The 15,717-nt window shown below is 66.7% G+C and carries 14 protein-coding genes and 1 tRNA gene; 5 read left to right on the forward strand and 10 right to left on the reverse strand.

What is annotated here, in order from left to right; translation table 11 throughout:
- Positions 1–160: 160 nt before the first annotated feature.
- Complete coding sequence (locus tag ACOOFO_RS14785; protein ID WP_420427515.1) at positions 161–829, forward strand: thermonuclease family protein; 669 nt, start codon at positions 161–163, stop codon at positions 827–829.
- A 12-nt stretch (positions 830–841) separates the two neighbouring features.
- Here the strand turns inward: ACOOFO_RS14785 and ACOOFO_RS14790 are convergent, their stop codons facing one another.
- From ACOOFO_RS14790 to rplM, 4 genes are all read right to left on the reverse strand, one after another.
- The gene (locus tag ACOOFO_RS14790) at positions 842–1,741 is read right to left on the reverse strand and encodes a recombination-associated protein RdgC (RefSeq protein ID WP_420427516.1); all 900 of its coding nucleotides are present in this window, start codon (positions 1,739–1,741) and stop codon (positions 842–844) included.
- Positions 1,742–1,829: 88 nt separating this feature from the next.
- Positions 1,830–1,903 (reverse strand) — tRNA-Gln (locus ACOOFO_RS14795).
- 56 nt (positions 1,904–1,959) lie between these two features.
- Positions 1,960–2,355 (reverse strand): 30S ribosomal protein S9, encoded by a 396-nt coding sequence (gene rpsI, locus ACOOFO_RS14800; protein WP_420427517.1) that lies wholly within the window; start codon positions 2,353–2,355, stop codon positions 1,960–1,962.
- Between the two features lie 14 nt (positions 2,356–2,369).
- On the reverse strand, positions 2,370–2,798 hold the full coding sequence (rplM, locus tag ACOOFO_RS14805) for a 50S ribosomal protein L13 (RefSeq protein ID WP_420427518.1): 429 nt from the start codon (positions 2,796–2,798) through the stop codon (positions 2,370–2,372).
- Positions 2,799–2,981: 183 nt separating this feature from the next.
- Between rplM and ACOOFO_RS14810 the strand changes: the two genes are divergently transcribed.
- Positions 2,982–3,557: a glycine zipper 2TM domain-containing protein gene (locus tag ACOOFO_RS14810; protein WP_420427519.1), complete on the forward strand. Its 576-nt coding sequence runs from the start codon at positions 2,982–2,984 to the stop codon at positions 3,555–3,557.
- 6 nt (positions 3,558–3,563) lie between these two features.
- Here the strand turns inward: ACOOFO_RS14810 and ACOOFO_RS14815 are convergent, their stop codons facing one another.
- The 3 genes from ACOOFO_RS14815 to ACOOFO_RS14825 are packed head-to-tail and all read right to left on the reverse strand — an operon-like array spanning position 3,564 to position 5,915.
- Positions 3,564–4,526, reverse strand: a complete 963-nt coding sequence (locus tag ACOOFO_RS14815; protein WP_420427520.1) for an NAD(P)H-dependent flavin oxidoreductase — start codon at positions 4,524–4,526, stop codon at positions 3,564–3,566.
- Between the two features lie 28 nt (positions 4,527–4,554).
- Positions 4,555–5,103 carry an NUDIX hydrolase gene (locus tag ACOOFO_RS14820; protein ID WP_420427521.1) on the reverse strand — a complete coding sequence of 183 codons (549 nt, stop codon included), beginning with the start codon at positions 5,101–5,103 and terminating at the stop codon, positions 4,555–4,557.
- Positions 5,103–5,915: a 23S rRNA (adenine(2030)-N(6))-methyltransferase RlmJ gene (locus ACOOFO_RS14825; protein WP_420427522.1), complete on the reverse strand. Its 813-nt coding sequence runs from the start codon at positions 5,913–5,915 to the stop codon at positions 5,103–5,105. The genes ACOOFO_RS14820 and ACOOFO_RS14825 overlap by 1 nt, the downstream gene beginning before the upstream one ends.
- Before the next feature lie 121 nt (positions 5,916–6,036).
- On the opposite strand from ACOOFO_RS14825, the gene ACOOFO_RS14830 reads away from it, so the two are divergent.
- Together ACOOFO_RS14830 and ACOOFO_RS14835 are read left to right on the forward strand one after the other, a co-directional pair.
- Positions 6,037–8,748, forward strand: coding sequence for a PD-(D/E)XK nuclease family protein (locus ACOOFO_RS14830; protein ID WP_420427523.1), 2,712 nt, complete (start codon positions 6,037–6,039; stop codon positions 8,746–8,748).
- Positions 8,745–12,140 (forward strand): UvrD-helicase domain-containing protein, encoded by a 3,396-nt coding sequence (locus tag ACOOFO_RS14835; protein WP_420427524.1) that lies wholly within the window; start codon positions 8,745–8,747, stop codon positions 12,138–12,140. The genes ACOOFO_RS14830 and ACOOFO_RS14835 overlap by 4 nt, the downstream gene beginning before the upstream one ends.
- On the opposite strand, the gene ACOOFO_RS14840 is transcribed toward ACOOFO_RS14835, so the two are convergent.
- Positions 12,137–12,841: a GNAT family N-acetyltransferase gene (locus ACOOFO_RS14840; RefSeq protein ID WP_420427525.1), complete on the reverse strand. Its 705-nt coding sequence runs from the start codon at positions 12,839–12,841 to the stop codon at positions 12,137–12,139. The genes ACOOFO_RS14835 and ACOOFO_RS14840 overlap by 4 nt on opposite strands.
- Positions 12,842–13,071: 230 nt before the next feature.
- On the opposite strand from ACOOFO_RS14840, the gene ACOOFO_RS14845 reads away from it, so the two are divergent.
- The gene (locus ACOOFO_RS14845) at positions 13,072–13,446 is read left to right on the forward strand and encodes a DUF6746 family protein (protein ID WP_420427526.1); all 375 of its coding nucleotides are present in this window, start codon (positions 13,072–13,074) and stop codon (positions 13,444–13,446) included.
- 15 nt (positions 13,447–13,461) lie between these two features.
- Here ACOOFO_RS14845 and ACOOFO_RS14850 read toward each other — a convergent pair whose 3' ends face one another.
- Entirely contained in the window at positions 13,462–14,556 is a 1,095-nt protein-coding gene (locus ACOOFO_RS14850; protein WP_420427527.1) for a PilT/PilU family type 4a pilus ATPase, read from the reverse strand.
- Complete coding sequence (locus ACOOFO_RS14855) at positions 14,553–15,713, reverse strand: PilT/PilU family type 4a pilus ATPase (RefSeq protein WP_420427528.1); 1,161 nt, start codon at positions 15,711–15,713, stop codon at positions 14,553–14,555. The genes ACOOFO_RS14850 and ACOOFO_RS14855 overlap by 4 nt, the downstream gene beginning before the upstream one ends.
- Between the last annotated feature and the right edge of the window lie 4 nt (positions 15,714–15,717).

Genomic DNA, 15,717 nt, shown 5'->3' on the forward strand with positions numbered 1-15,717 from the left:
CAGTCCATAAAAAAGGCCCCGACCTTGGGGGGCAAGGTCAGGGCCAGCTGGCCGGCAGCTTGGGATCGGGAGAAGCGCACATCCGGCCACAGGGAGACTTGCGATGCAGCGTACCGGCCCGCACGCACAGCGGCGCCCCCAACACGACAGGCGGTTCACCTTGAAGGACAGACGGGATCAGCGGCGTGCCGAAGGCGATGCACGGCATTGCTTCGGCCGGGCGGGCTATCATCCACGCGTGATGCGAAATCAGCCATGGATTGTTCTGGTGGCAGCCGCCGCCATATCGCTATCGACCGCCGGATGTAGCGTGTTCGGTGGAAACGAGATAAAGCCAGCCCGAGAGACGGGTCCACCCGAGCGTACGCGCTGGTTTCTCCCCATTGACGGCTCACCGCCGGAACCCACCGAAACCATCGCCGGACGCGCCCGCGTGCTGGATGCGGACACGCTCACCGTTGATGGCGCCGTGGTTCATCTGTCCGGTCTGGACGCCCCGGAACTCGAGCAGCTCTGCCGTCGGGCCTCCGGACTGCCGTATCGCTGCGGCGAGGATATGGCGGCGCTGCTGGAACAGCGGCTGCAGCGCGACCGTGTCGTCTGCGACGTCGCCACGGTCGAAGAGAGTGACGACTACCTTGGGGTCTGCCGCCACTACGGCGAGAATCTCAACGAATGGCTGGTGCGCAACGGCTATGCAGTGGCCAACAACGTGGATTCCCCCTATGTCGCGCTGGAACGCGAGGCCGCCGATGCCAACCGTGGCCTGTGGCGCGGCGTCTTCGAGCGGCCCTCAGATTGGCGCGAACGCAATGAGGCGCGCCGATAGCATCGATCTCGGCTAGCTGGACGGGCTTCCATCCGCGGAAAGCACGCGCCGCAAGTCGGCGATCATCGGGCCAAAGGTGCTGCACATCAGTATGAAATCGGCCGCGAAAGCCGTATCCGGATCGCTCTCGCTATCGCTGTCCGAACTGATCTCACCGACCTGCAGCCGCTTGATCTGGAGCTGATCGTCCAGCGTGAAGCGCAGGCTTTCGCGCCAGCTCAGGCGCAGTCGTTGCACAAATTTACCGGCCGAGAGATGGGCGCGGATTTCCGGCAGGTCCAGCGCATGCCGGGCATAGCGCACGGCTGGACGCTCGGCCTGCGGACTGACCAGTTCGCATTCGTCTTCCAGATCGAAGGGCGCGGGCGCCTCTCCGGCGCTCAGCCACTGTGTCATCTGCGCCCCCACGGAGGGCTCGCAGCTCAACGGCGTGAATCCATTGCCTTCCACCGTACGGCCGAGCAGGGCCACCAGCGATTCGGCCGCCGCCATGCTGGCGGCATCGACCACGAGCAGACCCTGCGTCGGATCGATCCAGGCACGGGTGACCTTGCGCTGGCCAAAGGCACGCGGCAGCAGTTCATTGGTCACCTGTTCCTTGAGTTCGCGCAGATGCTTGCGGGGCGGCGCAAAGCCTTTGACCTGTTCGAAGGTCTTTGCGCGCGAGGCGACCTCATCCCGGATCACGCCGGCGGGAAGCAGCTTCTTCTCCTCGCCATAGGCGAACAACAGTTGCTGGTCCTGGCCGAAGACCAGCTGGGCATCGCCACGCGGTGACAGCCAGCCTTCGGACTGCCATTGCAGACCTGACACTGGCTGCAGGACCGTTTCGCGCAGCTTCTCCTCAAGATCAGCGGCGGACAGGGTCCATCGATTGTCGGTCACGAAGAGTTGCAGGTTCTTGAACCACATGTCGAAACAGCCCTTTGCCGGCGCCGCCGGATACACGAACGGAAAACTCGGAAACAGCAAGGCCCGCTGATCGCGGGCCTTGAAGAGATGGCTGGGGGACTAGGATTCGAACCTAGACTGGCGGAATCAGAATCCGCTGTCCTACCATTAGACGATCCCCCAGCGGACAGTCGAAACAGTACAACACACCCCGCTGCCGTGCAGCGGGGTGTACCACATCAGCGCTTGCTGAACTGGACGCTGCGACGCGCCTTGTGCTTGCCGACCTTCTTGCGCTCAACAGCACGCGGGTCGCGCGTGATGTAGCCAGCTGCGCGCAGCGGCGACTTCATCTCGGGATCGTAATCGGCGAGCGCACGCGCGATGCCATGGCGGATCGCACCGGCCTGGCCGCTGGGGCCGCCGCCGGAGACCGTGATCTTGAAATCGAAACGGTCATTGGATTCGACCGTGTCGAGCGGCTGACGCACGATCATGCGCGAGCTTTCGCGACCACCAAAGTATTCTTCGAGGCTCTTGCCATTGACGGTGATCTCGCCACTGCCCGGCTTCAGAAACACGCGAGCGGAGGCGGTCTTGCGTCGGCCCGTGCCGTAGTTTTGCGTAACACTCATGCGCTAGGACTCAATCAGAGGGTGACGGGCGCAGGCTGCTGCGCCGTATGAGGATGCTCGCTGCCGGCATAGACCTTCAGCTTGCCGAACTGCGCGTAGCCCAGCGGGCCGCGCGGCAGCATGCCGCGGACGGCGCTCTGCAGCACGCGCTCGGGATGACGCTCCAACTGCTGGCTGAGCGTGCGCGAACGGATGCCGCCCGGGTAGCCGGTGTGGCGCCAGTAGATCTTGTCGTTCATCTTGCGGCCGGTGACACGCACCTTTTCCGCATTGATGACGACAACGTAGTCCCCCACATCGGCGTGCGGCGTGAACTCCGGCTTGTGCTTGCCGCGCAGGCGGCGCGCAATTTCACTGGCGAGACGGCCCAGAGTCTGGCCCTCGGCGTCGAAGATGACCCAATCGCGCTTGGCGGTTTGGGCGTTGGCAAAGGTCGTCTGCATGATTCGAAGTATCCGTAGAAGCCGGCAATACAGCGGCTTGGGAAGCCCGGAAAAGGCGCGAGATGATAGTGGCTTGGGCCCTGCTTTGCAAGCCCGCGGCAGCGGTGGCGGGCGCATCCCGGTACATCGCCTGTTCAGCCGAGACGGGCATGATACCCATGTCTTCCGTAGAAGGAGTACGCCATGCGCACCCACCGTTTCCCCCTGGCCCTCGCGGGCATCGTCCTGTCGGCCTTCGCGCTTGGCGCCTGTACCGGCGAAGCCCTGGAGAGCACCCCGGTCGACACCGCCGAGCGGGACAGCAGCGAGGCCTACCCCAACGCCCAGAACGGCGACAAGGAAGCTGCAAGCGAAGCCCCGCCCACGGCAGCCGCAGCGGCACCCGCCCAGGCACGGCCGCAACCCGCGCCGCGACCGCCGGCCTGCGACAACTGCGGCACCATCGCCGCCATCGAAGCGGTTGAGGAAAAGGGCAAGGGCACTGGTGCAGGGGCTGTGGGTGGTGCCGCTGCGGGCGGTGTCATCGGCCACCAGATCGGCGGCGGTAGCGGCAAGGACATTGCCACCGTGGTCGGCGCCATCGCCGGCGGCATCGCGGGTCACAAGGCGGAAGAAAAGCTCCGCTCGAAGACCACGTACCGGGTTACCGTGCAGCTCGAGAGCGGCGGTAGCCGCGTCTTCCGCATGGAAGACGCGAGCCATCTCTACACCGGCCAACGCGTCGCGGTCTACGACAACGGCGTCGTGCCGCGCCGCTAGCGGGACTCAGGCGGCCAGGCGCTGACGCGCGCTCTCGTATTCCGCGGCGAGGGCATCGACGACCTGCGCGGCGCTGTGTACGGCGCCGATCTGGCCTACGCCCTGGCCCGCCCCCCAGATGTCGCGCCACGCCTTGGCGGAGCTGGCGCCGCCGGAGCCGAAATCCATCGTCTTCTTGTCGCCGGCCGGCAGATTATCCGGATCGAGCCCGGCCGCCTCGATACTGGAGCGCAGATAGTTGCCGTGCACGCCGGTGAAAAGATCGGTGTAGACAATGTCCTCGCCGCTTGCGGCCAGCAATGCAGCCTTGTATTCAGGGGCGGCGTTGGCTTCCTCGGTGGCGATGAAACGCGTGCCGATGTAGGCCAGATCCGCCCCCACGGCCTGGGCCGCCAGTACCGCACCTCCGCTGGCGATCGCGCCCGAGGCGATGATCGGCCCATCGTAGAAGGCGCGGATTTCCGGGATCAGCGCAAAGGGCGATAGCCGTCCGGCATGGCCACCCGCGCCGTGGCAGACCAGAATCAGCCCATCCACACCCGCCTGCAGCGCGCGCTTGGCGTGCTTGATATTGGTGACATCGTGGAACACCAGTCCACCGTAGCTGTGCGCCGCCTCGACCACGGCATCCGGTGCGCGCAGCGAAGTGATTTGGATGGGCACGCGGTAGCGCGCGCACATCTCGACGTCGTGCGCTAACCGCTGGTTTGAGGCGTGCACGATTTGGTTGACGGCGAAGGGGGCAATCGGGGCGTCAGGCTGCGCCGCGCGCGCCGCCTCGAGCTCCGTTGTGATCCGTTCCAGCCATTCCTCCAGCACCGGCTCCGGACGCGCATTCAGCGCAGGAAAAGACCCCACCACACCGGCCTTGCACTGGGCGATGACCAGATCCGGATTCGAGACGATGAACATGGGCGCCGCGATGACGGGCAGACGCAAACGGCCTTGCAGCAGATTCGGGAGGGACATGGGCAACCGTAAGTCAGAGGATTCGGATTCAGCCCGGCGGGACCAGGGCATCGGCCGCGACACGGGCAGCGAAGAATAGCCCAGCGTAGACCTTGGGCTCGATCAGCAGCCCTGACTGCATGCGAGCGGCCAGCCATTCCGGCGCCGCATCGAGGGGCACGACGTGCGGCTCAATGTCCTCCCCCGCCACACCGCCTCCGGCGTGGATCCGGGTCAAGCCCGTGGCCAACACGAGGTAGGTGCTCTCCGAGGTCAGCCCTGGCGCCGATGGCCCCTGCATGAGCCGCTCGACCCGCGCGGGACGGAAGCCGGTCTCTTCCTCCAGCTCGCGGCCGGCTGCGACTTCCGGGCTCTCGCCGGCGGTGTCATCGCCGACAATGCCAGCGGGCAGCTCGATGGTGCGAGCCTGGACCGGGTGGCGATACTGCTCGACCAGCACGATCTCGCGCGCTGGTGTGACTGCCACGATGGCGGCGCCGCCGATACCGCGCACGCGACTGACGTATTCCCAGCGGCCATCCTTCAGCAACCGCAAGAAGCGGCCTTCGTGCAGGGTCTCGATCGATGCTTGGTCCATCAGGGATTGATCCATTCCAGTCGGTGGTGGGCGCGCGGGCCACGCCCCATTTGGCTGGCCATCCAGCCCAGCGAATCCGCCCATTGATGGTCCAGGCCATAGGGCGGATTGACGACGGCGACCCCGCAGGCATGCATTCGCCCGCCTCCGATGTCGCCATGATCGAGCACCGCATTCCACACCGGCTTACCGAAGGCGCGCGCCATGCGGCGCAGGGCACGATCCGCGTCGTGGGCATTCTTGCGCGGATACCACAGGGCGTGCACTCCGTGTCCGAATTTGCCGGCACAGCGCTCCAGCAGTTCCGCCACCGCACGAAATTCATCCGCGCGCTCGAAGGGCGGATCGATCAGCACCAGACCGCGCTTGTGCCGGGGCGGCAGCAGGGCGTCCATCCGGTAGCCGTCCCTTTGCTGCACCGTTGCTCGCCTGCCGCAGCTCTGCATCAGCATCCGCGCGACGTCCGGCACCGCCTCGCACAGCAGCAGTTGATCCTCGCTGCGCGCCATTTCAAGGGCGAACCAGGGCGAGCCCGGATAGCGACCCGTGCCGATACGGGACACGCTTTCCAGAAAGCGCGCGGCCTGCTCCGGCGCCCCCTGTGCCGCCAACAGGCGCCCGATGCCATCGCGCCATTCCTCGGTCTTGCTGGCGGCCTCGCCACTGAGCAGGTATTGGCCGGCACCGGCATGGGATTCCACATAGGACCACGGTGTGGCCTTGCGATTGAGCGCATCAAGGATTCCGAAAACAATGGCGTGCTTCCAGACGTCCGCGAAGTTGCCTGCGTGATAGGCATGGCGATAGTGCATGGCGCGCATGATAGGCCGCGACCGGGTCGCGGCGCGCGTACAGTGCCGCGCACAACAGGGCGTGTGATGCGCAATGCCCCGCGCGTCGACGTCCAGCATCCACTTTGCCTACCCTTGTCCCATGCACAGTCTTGCCCGCGATGCGCTGTTCGCCGCCTGGATCAAAGGGGATGCCTTGCCGGCGCTGTGCGCGACCCGGCGACTGGCGGATGATCTGGTTCATGACTATGCGCGGCAACGCAGCGGAAGCGGAGATATCGCCTGGCCGGCCCCCGACTGTCTGGGCTGGCGTGCCTGGCTGATCGATCGCTTCGAAGGCCTCACGCAGCAGGAGGCGATAGCCGGCAACGCTACGCCCCGCCTGCTCACGGACAGCGAGGCGCTGGCGCTGTGGCACCGCATCGTCAGTGAAGCCAGCCAGCACCACCCCCTGCTGCAAACACCCCGCATGGCGCAACTGGCCGCCGACGCGTGGCAGACCGCACACGACCATCACCTTGCCCTGCCGGTGGGAGACCCGGACGACGAGGACGCCAACGCCTTCGACCACTGGGCCGCCTCCTTTCACAGCCGCCTGCAGCAGCTCGACGCCATCACCTGCGCCGAACTGCCGGCACGGCTGATCGCGGCACTGCGCAGCGGGCGTCTCGAGGCTCCCGGCCGGCTGGCTGTCGCCGCGCTCGATCGGCCCATGCCGGCGCAGGCCCATCTGCTCGACGCGCTGGCCGACTGCGGCACCGAGCTTGTGCGCGTGGACTCGAGCCATGGCGACGCGCCTGCCCTCACCTATCTGCCCTGCGCGGACCGTGCTGCGGAATGCGATGTCGTGGCGCGCCAGATCCGCGCGATCGCACAGCGCCAGCCCGAGGCACGCATCGGCGTCGTGGTGCCGGATCTGACGCAGCAGCGCCCGGCCATCGAGCGCAGCTTCGATGCCGTGCTCTGCCCGTGGCTGGCCCCCGGTGATGATCCCGCGCAACGACCCTACGCCATCAGCCAGGGCACCCCGCTGTCGACACAGCCGGTGATCGCCGCCGCCCTGGATTGGCTGCGCTGGGCGGCCAGCCCCGAAGGCGTCGAACTGCCCGTGGCCAGTCGCGCCCTGCTGACCCCCTTCTGGAGCGGCGGCCGTAGCGTGCAGGCTGTGGCCCGTGCCGACCGCACCCTGCGCGACGCACGCATGGATCCGGTCACGCTGGGTGCTGCCGCGCGCGCGCTATCGGAGCCAGCGCCCGAGCTGGCGCAGTACCTGCGCGAAGCCATGCTTGGACGCGAGCACGCACCACCTTCGCGATGGGCGCAGCGATTCGCCGTCACGCTACACGCCATAGGATGGCCGGGCGGCCTCGACAGCGCGGCCTATCAGGCGCATCGCGTCTGGAATGAACAGCTCTCCGCCTTCGGCCGGCTGGATGCCCTGACCGGCAGCCTGTCGGCGCGCGCCGCGCTCGGCCGCCTGCGCGAGCAGCTCCAGCAGCAGATCTTTCAGCCGCAGGGCGGCAACGCGCGCATCCAGGTACTGGGCGTGCTGGAAGCGGCAGGCCTGCGTTTCGATCGACTCTTCGTCCTCGGCCTCGATGAAACCCAGTGGCCACCGGAAGCCCGGCCCGTACCGCTGTTGCCGGAGCGGCTGCAGCGACGCGCTGCCATTCCGCAGGCCACCGCCGAGGGTCAGTTGGATCGCGCCCGCGCCATCACCGCCGACCTGCTCGCGGCCGCGCCCAGCATCACGCTGAGCTGGCCCGTCCATGTCGACGAACAGCCGGCACGCCTGTCCCCCATCCTGCCGCCTGCTCGAGAGACGCAGCCAAGCGCGCAGGCAGAACACGCCCCGGCATGGCAGCAGCATCATGCGCAGCGCCGCATCGAAGCCTGGCGGGACGACGAGGCCGAGCCGCCGCCCCGCGACAGCACGCTATCCGGAGGCGTGCAGCGTCTGGGCGAACACGCCGAATGCCCTTTCCGCGCCCTGGCGCACCACGGGCTGGCGGCTGATGCGCCCCTCGACCCTGGCACGGCCCCTGACGCCATGGAACGCGGCATCCTCGCGCACGAAGTCATGGCAACCCTCTGGCGCGAGTTGCGTAACAGCGAGCGGCTGCATGCCCTCGATGCGGACGCACAAGCCGCCCTGGTGGAAGGTGCGGTGGCTCATCACCTGGCAGCCTGGCGCCAGCGCGCCCCACACCGCGCCACCGAGGGCGTCATCGCCGTGGAAGGCGCGCGCCTGCAAAGACGCGCCGACGCGCTGCTGACAGCCGACCGAGCACGCGAAGCCCCCTTTGTTGTGGAATGGCTTGAGGGCGCGCTCATCGACCAAGTGGGACATATCGACCACACCGTGGATCTGCACGGCTTGAGCCTGCGCGTGCGCCCGGATCGCATCGATTGGGTTCCCGACTATGGGCGGATCGTGATCGACTACAAGACCGGCCGCACCAGCACCCCGGTCGCCCACACCCTGAACGCGCCTCAGCTCGCCGTCTATGCCGCACTGTTGGAAGACTGCATCGGCGTGGCCTACGCCACCCTGCGCGCCGGCGCCACCGGGTATGTCGGGCTCATCGACAATGACGCCGCTGCCGCGCTGCCTGCGCTGACGCCCGTCCACAAGCTGCGCGGCGCTGCCCGAGATGCCCTCGACGGTGACGATTGGCCGGCGGTGCAACGGCTCTGGGATGCGCAGCTCGGCGCCATTGCCAGTGGCCTGCGCGCCGGCGACGCCCGGGTAGACCCCTTGCCCGGCGTCTGTACGCGCTGCGACCTGCAGCCCTTCTGCCGCATCCACGCACGCAACGCCTACGCAACCGACGGCGACGAAGTCACACCATGATCGAATCCAACGCCGACCTGATCGCGCGCGACAGCGCCGCCCGCGCCGAGGCGCTGGATACCGCGCGCAGTTTCATCGTGCAGGCGCCGGCCGGCTCGGGCAAGACCGCGTTGCTCACCCAGCGCGTGCTTGCACTGCTGGCGCGGGTGGAGGCACCGGAACAGATCGTGGCCATGACCTTCACCCGCAAGGCCGCCGCGGAGATGCGCCGTCGCATCCTCGGCGAGCTGCAGGACCCGCGACAGCCGGAGGATTGCGCGACCGAACACGAACGACGGACGCGCGCGCTGGCCATGGCGGCCCGTGCGCGGGACCAGCAGATGGGCTGGCAGCTCACCACCGCCAGCAACCGCCTGCGCATTACCACCATCGATGGTTTCTGCGGCGGCCTGGTGCGCCGCGCCCCCTGGCTGTCCGGCGCCGGCGGCATGCCCGGCCTGGTGGACGATGCGCGCCCCTATCACCAGATGGCGGCGCGACGCACCATTGCACAGCGAGACCGCGAAGACGCCCTCGGCACCGCGCTGCGCCGGCTGCTCGACCACGTCGACGGCAACGCGGAGCGGTTGGCCGCCATGCTGGCGGCACTGATCGGACGGCGCGACGCCTGGCGCGGTTTGCTCAGCGCCGACACCGAGGCCATGCGCGCCACACTGGAAGCCAATCTTCGCACCCTCTGTGCGGACAGTCTGCAGCGCGCCACCCAGGTGCTATCCGACGATCAGCGTGCGCGCTGGTGGGCGTCGGCACAGACGGCTGCCCAGCAGCTCCCCGACGATCCCGCACTACAGGCGGCCGTTGCCATTGGCCACCTGCCGCAGCGTGCCGAGGAATGCGGGCACTGGCCGGCACTGTGCAGCCTGCTGCTCACCAAGGAAGGCGCGCTGCGCAACAGCGTCAACAAGACTATCGGCTTTCCGACCACGGTGCGCGAGGCCAAGGCCGAGCACGAAGCCTTGCTGCAGGGGCTGGCGGCAACGCCCGGCGCCGAGGCCGCGCTGCGCAATCTGGCCATGCTTGTGGCGCCCGTCTACGGTCCGCAGCAGTGGCGCACCCTGGAAGACCTGCTCGCCATCTTCCGCCACGCCCTTGCTGAACTGTCGCTGTGCTTCAGCGAGCGGGGCGCTGCCGATCACACCGAGATCGCACTACGCGCCCTCGATGCCTTGGGGGATCCGTCGGCGCCCAGTCCGCTGTTGCTACGTCTCGACCATCGCCTGCAGCACATCCTGATCGATGAATTCCAGGACACCTCCGATGTCCAGATGCGCTTGCTGGAACGCCTGACCGCGGGCTGGGAGGCGGGGGACGGCCGCACCCTCTTCGTCGTCGGCGATCCGATGCAGAGCATCTATCGCTTTCGCAACGCCAACGTCGGCCTGTTCCTGCAGGCGCGCAAACACGGCATTGGCCATCTGCCGCTTACGCCGCTGCAGTTGACCCGCAATTTCCGCTCGCAAGCCGGCATCGTCGACTGGGTCAATCACACCTTTGCCCGCGTCTTCGGCAGCGAGGATGCGCAACGCGGGGCGGTGGCCTTCGAGGCCGCAGCCGCCACCCATCCGGCCGAAAACAGCGAGGCGGCGCGATGGTACTGCTGTGATGCCGCCGAGGAAGGACCGCAGATCGCCGCGCTCTGTGCACGGATGCCAGCGGAGGCATCCGTGGCCATCCTCGTACGCGGGCGCAGCCATCTCAGGGAGATTCTGCCGGCCCTGCAGGCAGCCGGCGTGGCGACACAGGCGGTGGACATCGATCCACTGGCGGAGCGCCCGGTCGTGCAGGATCTGCTAGCCCTGACCCGCGCCTTGAATGCCCCCGGCGATCGCATTGCCTGGCTGGCGCTACTGCGGGCCCCCTGGTGTGGTCTCTCCCTGCAGACGCTGCAGCGTCTCTGTGACGACCTGCCGCCGGGCGCCCCGCTGTGGCCCGCGTTGGAAGTGGCAACCGAACACGGCCACCTGCACGACGACGAGGCTGCACGACTTAAACGCGTCATGCCAGCCCTGCGCAAGGCCATGCGGCGCAGAGGCCGCGAAGCGCTGGCGCGGCTGGTCGAGCACACCTGGTGCGCCCTCGGCGGCCCTGCATGCGTGCAGGACGCCTCGGCGCTGGACCATGCCCGGACCATGCTCGACGCCCTCGACCGCGCCAGCGAAGGTGCAGCCTTCATCGATAACGCCACGCTGGGGCACGCTCTGGACGGGCTCTACGCCAACGATTTGGCGGAACCCGGTCACGCGGTGCAGATCATGACCATGCACAAGGCCAAGGGCCTTGAGTTCGACCACGTCATCCTGCCGGGACTGCATCGGGCGTCGCGCGGCAGCGAGCGCCCCGCCCTCGTCCAGTCGAGCGTGCTGCTCGACGAGCACGAAGCGCCGCTGCTGGCGCCGATCCCGCATCGCGAGTCGGACGACGACCCGCTCTACCGCTTGCTGCATCAGCAGATCGAGGGTGCCCGCGACCGGGCCGAGGCCGAACGCCTGCTCTACGTAGCGACGACACGCGCGATACGCCAACTGCATTGCTTCGCCGATGTGCAGCGCAAGGAAGACGGCAACGTCAAGGTGGGAAACGGATTGCTCAGCCATCTCTGGCCGGCCGTCGGCGAAGCGGTGATCCGCCAGCTTGACGCCACCGATACGGAACCCTCCGAGTCCACCACCGCTGCCGAGCCCTTGCAGGAAAACCCACCGATGCTGCACCGGCTGCCTGCAGACTGGTCGGCACCACCCCCACCCGAGGGACTTCCGCCGGCACCCGCCCCCAGCATCAGCCCCGAGTCCATTCCGCCCTTCGACTGGGCCGGTGAACGCGCCCGCGTCACCGGCACGCTGTACCACCTCTGCGTCGAAGGCATCGCCAACGAGGGCCTGGCGCACTGGGATGCCGCGCGACTGGAGGGGCAGCGGGCATGGCTCAACGCCCGCGCGCGCGCTTCCGGACTGGATACGGCCGAGGCGGATGCCACCGTGGAGCAGGTCCTCGCCGCCGTACAGATCACGCTTTCCGACCCCGACGGCCAATGGCTGCTGCAGGCGCATGCCGGCGGCCATGCCTGCGAATTGGCCATGGACACCATGGCGGACGGCGTCTTCCGACGTCTGCGGATCGACCGCACCTTCGTCGATGACGCTGGTGTTCGCTGGATCGTCGACTACAAGACCGGCACACATGAAGGCGGCGATCTCGAAGGCTTCATTGCGAACGAGACCGAACGCTACCGCGGCCAGCTGCAACGCTACGCTGCCCTCTTTGCCGATGAAGGACGGCCCGTCCGCCTGGCACTGTATCTGCCGCTGCTGCCGCCCGGCCGTCGCTTGATCCGGGTCTCGGGCGACGATCCCAGAGAAACGCGCAACGCCGAAGAATCTACGGAGTCGCGCTAAGCCGCGATGGCGGGTGTCCGGCTCAGACCACGCCACGAGACTGGCAACCGACGGTCTGCATGCTGCAAGGGGCGCACCCGCCGTAGCAGAGCGGCTATCGCAGTACGGAGCGCACCCCGCCACCAGGCCGCGCCGGGTTCCCCCACAAGTAACGCGCGACCGTGCAACGCCGCCTCCCGCAGCCAACCGCGCAGCGTACCGCCTTGCAGGTGCAGCAGCGCCGCCCGTTCGCTGCCATCCCGGTGCCATTCCATGCCGTGGTTGTGGGCGATGCGCTGCATCGCCCCGTTGTCTGCCTGCGTCGTCAGTACCAGCTGATCGGCACCGCGGTTCTCGGCAAGCAGGCGGCCTGCGGCGAACAAACGACTGCCGATGCCCCAACCACGGAAGGCGCGTTCAACCGTCAAGGCAATCTCGGCGCTGCGCTCCGCTCCACCCGTGGCGGCAAAGTCGATCTCCACGGTCCCGCGCACCTTGCCGTCCACCAGTGCCGCAAGCATCACGCTTCCGGGGCGCTGCATGCGCCGCGCGCGGCTACGGATGCCCGCGTCGCTGACATGTGCACCGAAACGGCGATAACGGTCCTCTTCATTGAGGCGGAGCAAGTGGGTCTCGAGCGCCTCCCACTCGAACCACCAGAGCAAGCGCAGCACCGGGCTCGGTGTCTGCACGGTATCTCGTTCACGGTTGATCGCGGTCATGATTTCACGCTCCTGGGCACGGCAAATGGTGCAGTGCAACATGTAGGACCATGAAAGCGCGGAATCGATCCCTTCATCGCCTGCTTCAGTCAGACGGTGCTCGCTGATGGGCAAGCGGCGCGGCAGGCGGACGACCCGCCGCGAGAGACGCACTAGCCGACGCCTCGCCGCCGGGAAACGCCATGAATGCGATATATTCTCAACTTCAACCTCCGCAATGGAAGCCGACCATGCCGCGTCCCCTGCTCGCCTTGGCGTTAAGTGCCGCGCTGTTCACCACGCCCACCTTGGCCGACGAGGATCGCCCCCAGCATTTCGACGCGATCGAACCCAAAAGCCTGCAGGAAGCGCTGACCTATTTCTCCGTCTATAGCGAAGCGCTCGAGGAATTACTGGAAAAGGAAGCGCTGACCCATGCGGACATGACGCGCATCCACGAGATGAGCTACACCCTGGAAAATGCGCTTGGCAAGATGCGAGATGAGTTGGCCGCCACCGCCGACGCCCTCGAAGCGGTGCATCTGGCCTCCGAGCGCGTCGACGAGGAAACCGTGCGCAGCCAGGGTGCTGCCTTTCTGAAGGCGGCGAAGCAGTTTTCCGAGTAGTTGACGCGATCGACGTCAACGACCGCCGAAGTGCAGTTTCGCCTCCAGGTTGGCACGTGAATCCGCGTGTTCGAGGGCTTCCTTCTCCGTGATCTGCCCCTCACGGTAGAGGGTAGCCAAGGCATGATCAAAGCTCTGCATGCCGCGATCGCGTGAGCTCTCGATGGCGTCGCGGATTTCGTGGATGCGGCCGGCGGTGATCAGTTCGCTGACATAGGGGGTATTGAGCAGCACTTCGCAGGCAGCCAGACGGCGGCCGTCCTTGCCCACAACGAGTCGCTGCGACACCACGGCGCGCAGGGTCATGCCCAGGTCCATGTAGAGCTGCTCGCGCTGGTCCGAGGGATACATGGCCGCAATGCGCTGCAGTGCCTGATAGGCGTTGTTGGCGTGCAATGTGGAGAGCGCAAAATGCCCGGTATTGGCCATGTGCAGACAGGCGCGCATGGTCGAATACTGGCGCACTTCGCCGATGAGTACGACGTCGGGCGCCTCTCGCATCGCCGAGACCAGGCCGGTGTCGTAGTCGGGAACATCAATACCGACCTCGCGCTGATTGATCACGCAGCGCCGATGCGGGTGCACGAACTCGATCGGGTCCTCAATGGTCAGGATGTGTCCCTGCGCGGTGGCGTTGCGGTGGTTGAGCATCGCCGCCAGCGTGGTGGACTTGCCCGATCCAGTGGCCCCCACAACCAACAGAAGACCGCGCCGCAGCATCGACAGATCGCTGAGTACCTCGGGCAGACGCAGGCCTTCGAGGGTGGGCACATCCGCGCCGACAAAGCGCATCACCATCGCGATTTCGCCGCGCTGGAAGAAGACATTGGCGCGGAAACGCCCGTGCCCACCGGCGTGGGTGGCGAGGTCGACTGAGCGGCGGCGGGTGAGCTCCTCGCGCTGATGCTCGCTCAGGATGGAATCCGCCATGGCCTCCACGGCTTCGGCCTTGAGGGTCTCTCCACCGACAGCGTGCATCTGTCCTTCGATACGCAACATGGCCGGGGAACCAGCCGTGAAATACAGATCGGAGGCGCGTTTCTGCGTTGCCAGCCGCAGGTAGGGCAGCAGCTGCTGGAAACCGCGTAGCGCTTCCGGTGTGGCGCTCACCAGCGCCTCTGCTCGGTGTCCTCGTGCATCGACATCTTCTGCACATCCGGGTCGTTGTACAGATCACGGCTGGCGCGCTTGGATTCGAGCTTGATGCGCAGGCGCAATTCATTCTGCGAATCGGCATTGCGCAGCGCCTCCTCGTAGCTGATGTCGCCCGCCTCGAAGAGTTCGAAGAGATGCTGGTCAAAGGTCTGCATGCCCTGCTCGCGCGAGCGCGTCATGGTCTCCTTGATGCCGGCGACCTCGCCCTTGAAGATCAGATCCGAGACCAGCGGTGAATTCAGCATGATCTCCACCGCTGCCTTGCGGCCGCCATTCTCGCGCCGCACCAGACGCTGCGCGACGATGGCGCGCAGGTTCAGCGACAGGTCCATCAGCACCTGTTCCCGCTTGTCCTCGGGAAAGAAATTGATGATGCGGTCCAGCGCCTGGTTCGAGGAATTGGCGTGCAGCGTGGACAGCACCAGGTGGCCGGTTTCCGCAAAGTTGATGGCGTATTCCATGGTTTCGCGGGTGCGGATCTCACCGATCAGAATCACATCCGGCGCCTGACGCAGGGTGTTCTTGAGGGCGTTATCCCACGTCTGCGTATCCACGCCGACCTCGCGTTGCGTGATCACGCACTGCCGGTGCGGATGCACGAACTCGATGGGGTCCTCGATCGTGACGATATGACCGAAGGAGTTGCCATTGCGGTGACCCAGCATGGCCGCCAGTGAGGTCGACTTGCCGGAGCCCGTGGCCCCCACCATCAACACCATGCCGTGCTTGGCCATGCACACCGAGCGCAGTGTGTCGGGCAGCTCCAGCTGTTCGAAGGTCGGAATCTCGGTGGTGATCGGCCGCAGCACCGCGCCAGTATTGTTCTGCTGAACAAAGGCATTGACGCGGAATCGTCCGATGTCCTGGGGTGAGATGGCGAAGTTGCACTCGTTGGTGGCTTCGAAGTCGCGCAGCTGGCGGTCGTTCATGATGCTGCGCACCACGAGGGCCGCCTGCTGGGCATTCAGCGGCCTGTCCATCACCGGCCGCAGCTCCCCGTCGATTTTCATCGCGGGCGGGAAGCCGGCCGTGAAGAACAGATCCGAGGCACCGCGCTCCTTGACCATGCGCAGCAGCTGGGTGACCAGTCGAACAGCGGCTTCTCGATCCATGGTG

The organism is Algiphilus sp., from assembly GCF_965216485.1.
Classification (GTDB): Bacteria; Pseudomonadota; Gammaproteobacteria; order Nevskiales; family Nevskiaceae; genus Algiphilus.

Excerpts from the sequence above, each read along its gene's own strand:
- ACOOFO_RS14830 (WP_420427523.1), top strand. The coding sequence starts at position 6,037 with ATGCACAGTCTTGCCCGCGATGCGCTGTTCGCCGCCTGGATCAAAGGG.
- ACOOFO_RS14815 (WP_420427520.1), bottom strand. The coding sequence starts at position 4,526 with ATGTCCCTCCCGAATCTGCTGCAAGGCCGTTTGCGTCTGCCCGTCATC.
- rpsI (WP_420427517.1), bottom strand. The coding sequence starts at position 2,355 with ATGAGTGTTACGCAAAACTACGGCACGGGCCGACGCAAGACCGCCTCC.
- ACOOFO_RS14810 (WP_420427519.1), top strand. The coding sequence starts at position 2,982 with ATGCGCACCCACCGTTTCCCCCTGGCCCTCGCGGGCATCGTCCTGTCG.
- ACOOFO_RS14845 (WP_420427526.1), top strand. The coding sequence starts at position 13,072 with ATGCCGCGTCCCCTGCTCGCCTTGGCGTTAAGTGCCGCGCTGTTCACC.
- ACOOFO_RS14790 (WP_420427516.1), bottom strand. The coding sequence starts at position 1,741 with ATGTGGTTCAAGAACCTGCAACTCTTCGTGACCGACAATCGATGGACC.
- ACOOFO_RS14825 (WP_420427522.1), bottom strand. The coding sequence starts at position 5,915 with ATGCACTATCGCCATGCCTATCACGCAGGCAACTTCGCGGACGTCTGG.
- ACOOFO_RS14855 (WP_420427528.1), bottom strand. The coding sequence starts at position 15,713 with ATGGATCGAGAAGCCGCTGTTCGACTGGTCACCCAGCTGCTGCGCATG.
- ACOOFO_RS14820 (WP_420427521.1), bottom strand. The coding sequence starts at position 5,103 with ATGGACCAAGCATCGATCGAGACCCTGCACGAAGGCCGCTTCTTGCGG.
- rplM (WP_420427518.1), bottom strand. The coding sequence starts at position 2,798 with ATGCAGACGACCTTTGCCAACGCCCAAACCGCCAAGCGCGATTGGGTC.
- ACOOFO_RS14835 (WP_420427524.1), top strand. The coding sequence starts at position 8,745 with ATGATCGAATCCAACGCCGACCTGATCGCGCGCGACAGCGCCGCCCGC.
- ACOOFO_RS14840 (WP_420427525.1), bottom strand. The coding sequence starts at position 12,841 with ATGACCGCGATCAACCGTGAACGAGATACCGTGCAGACACCGAGCCCG.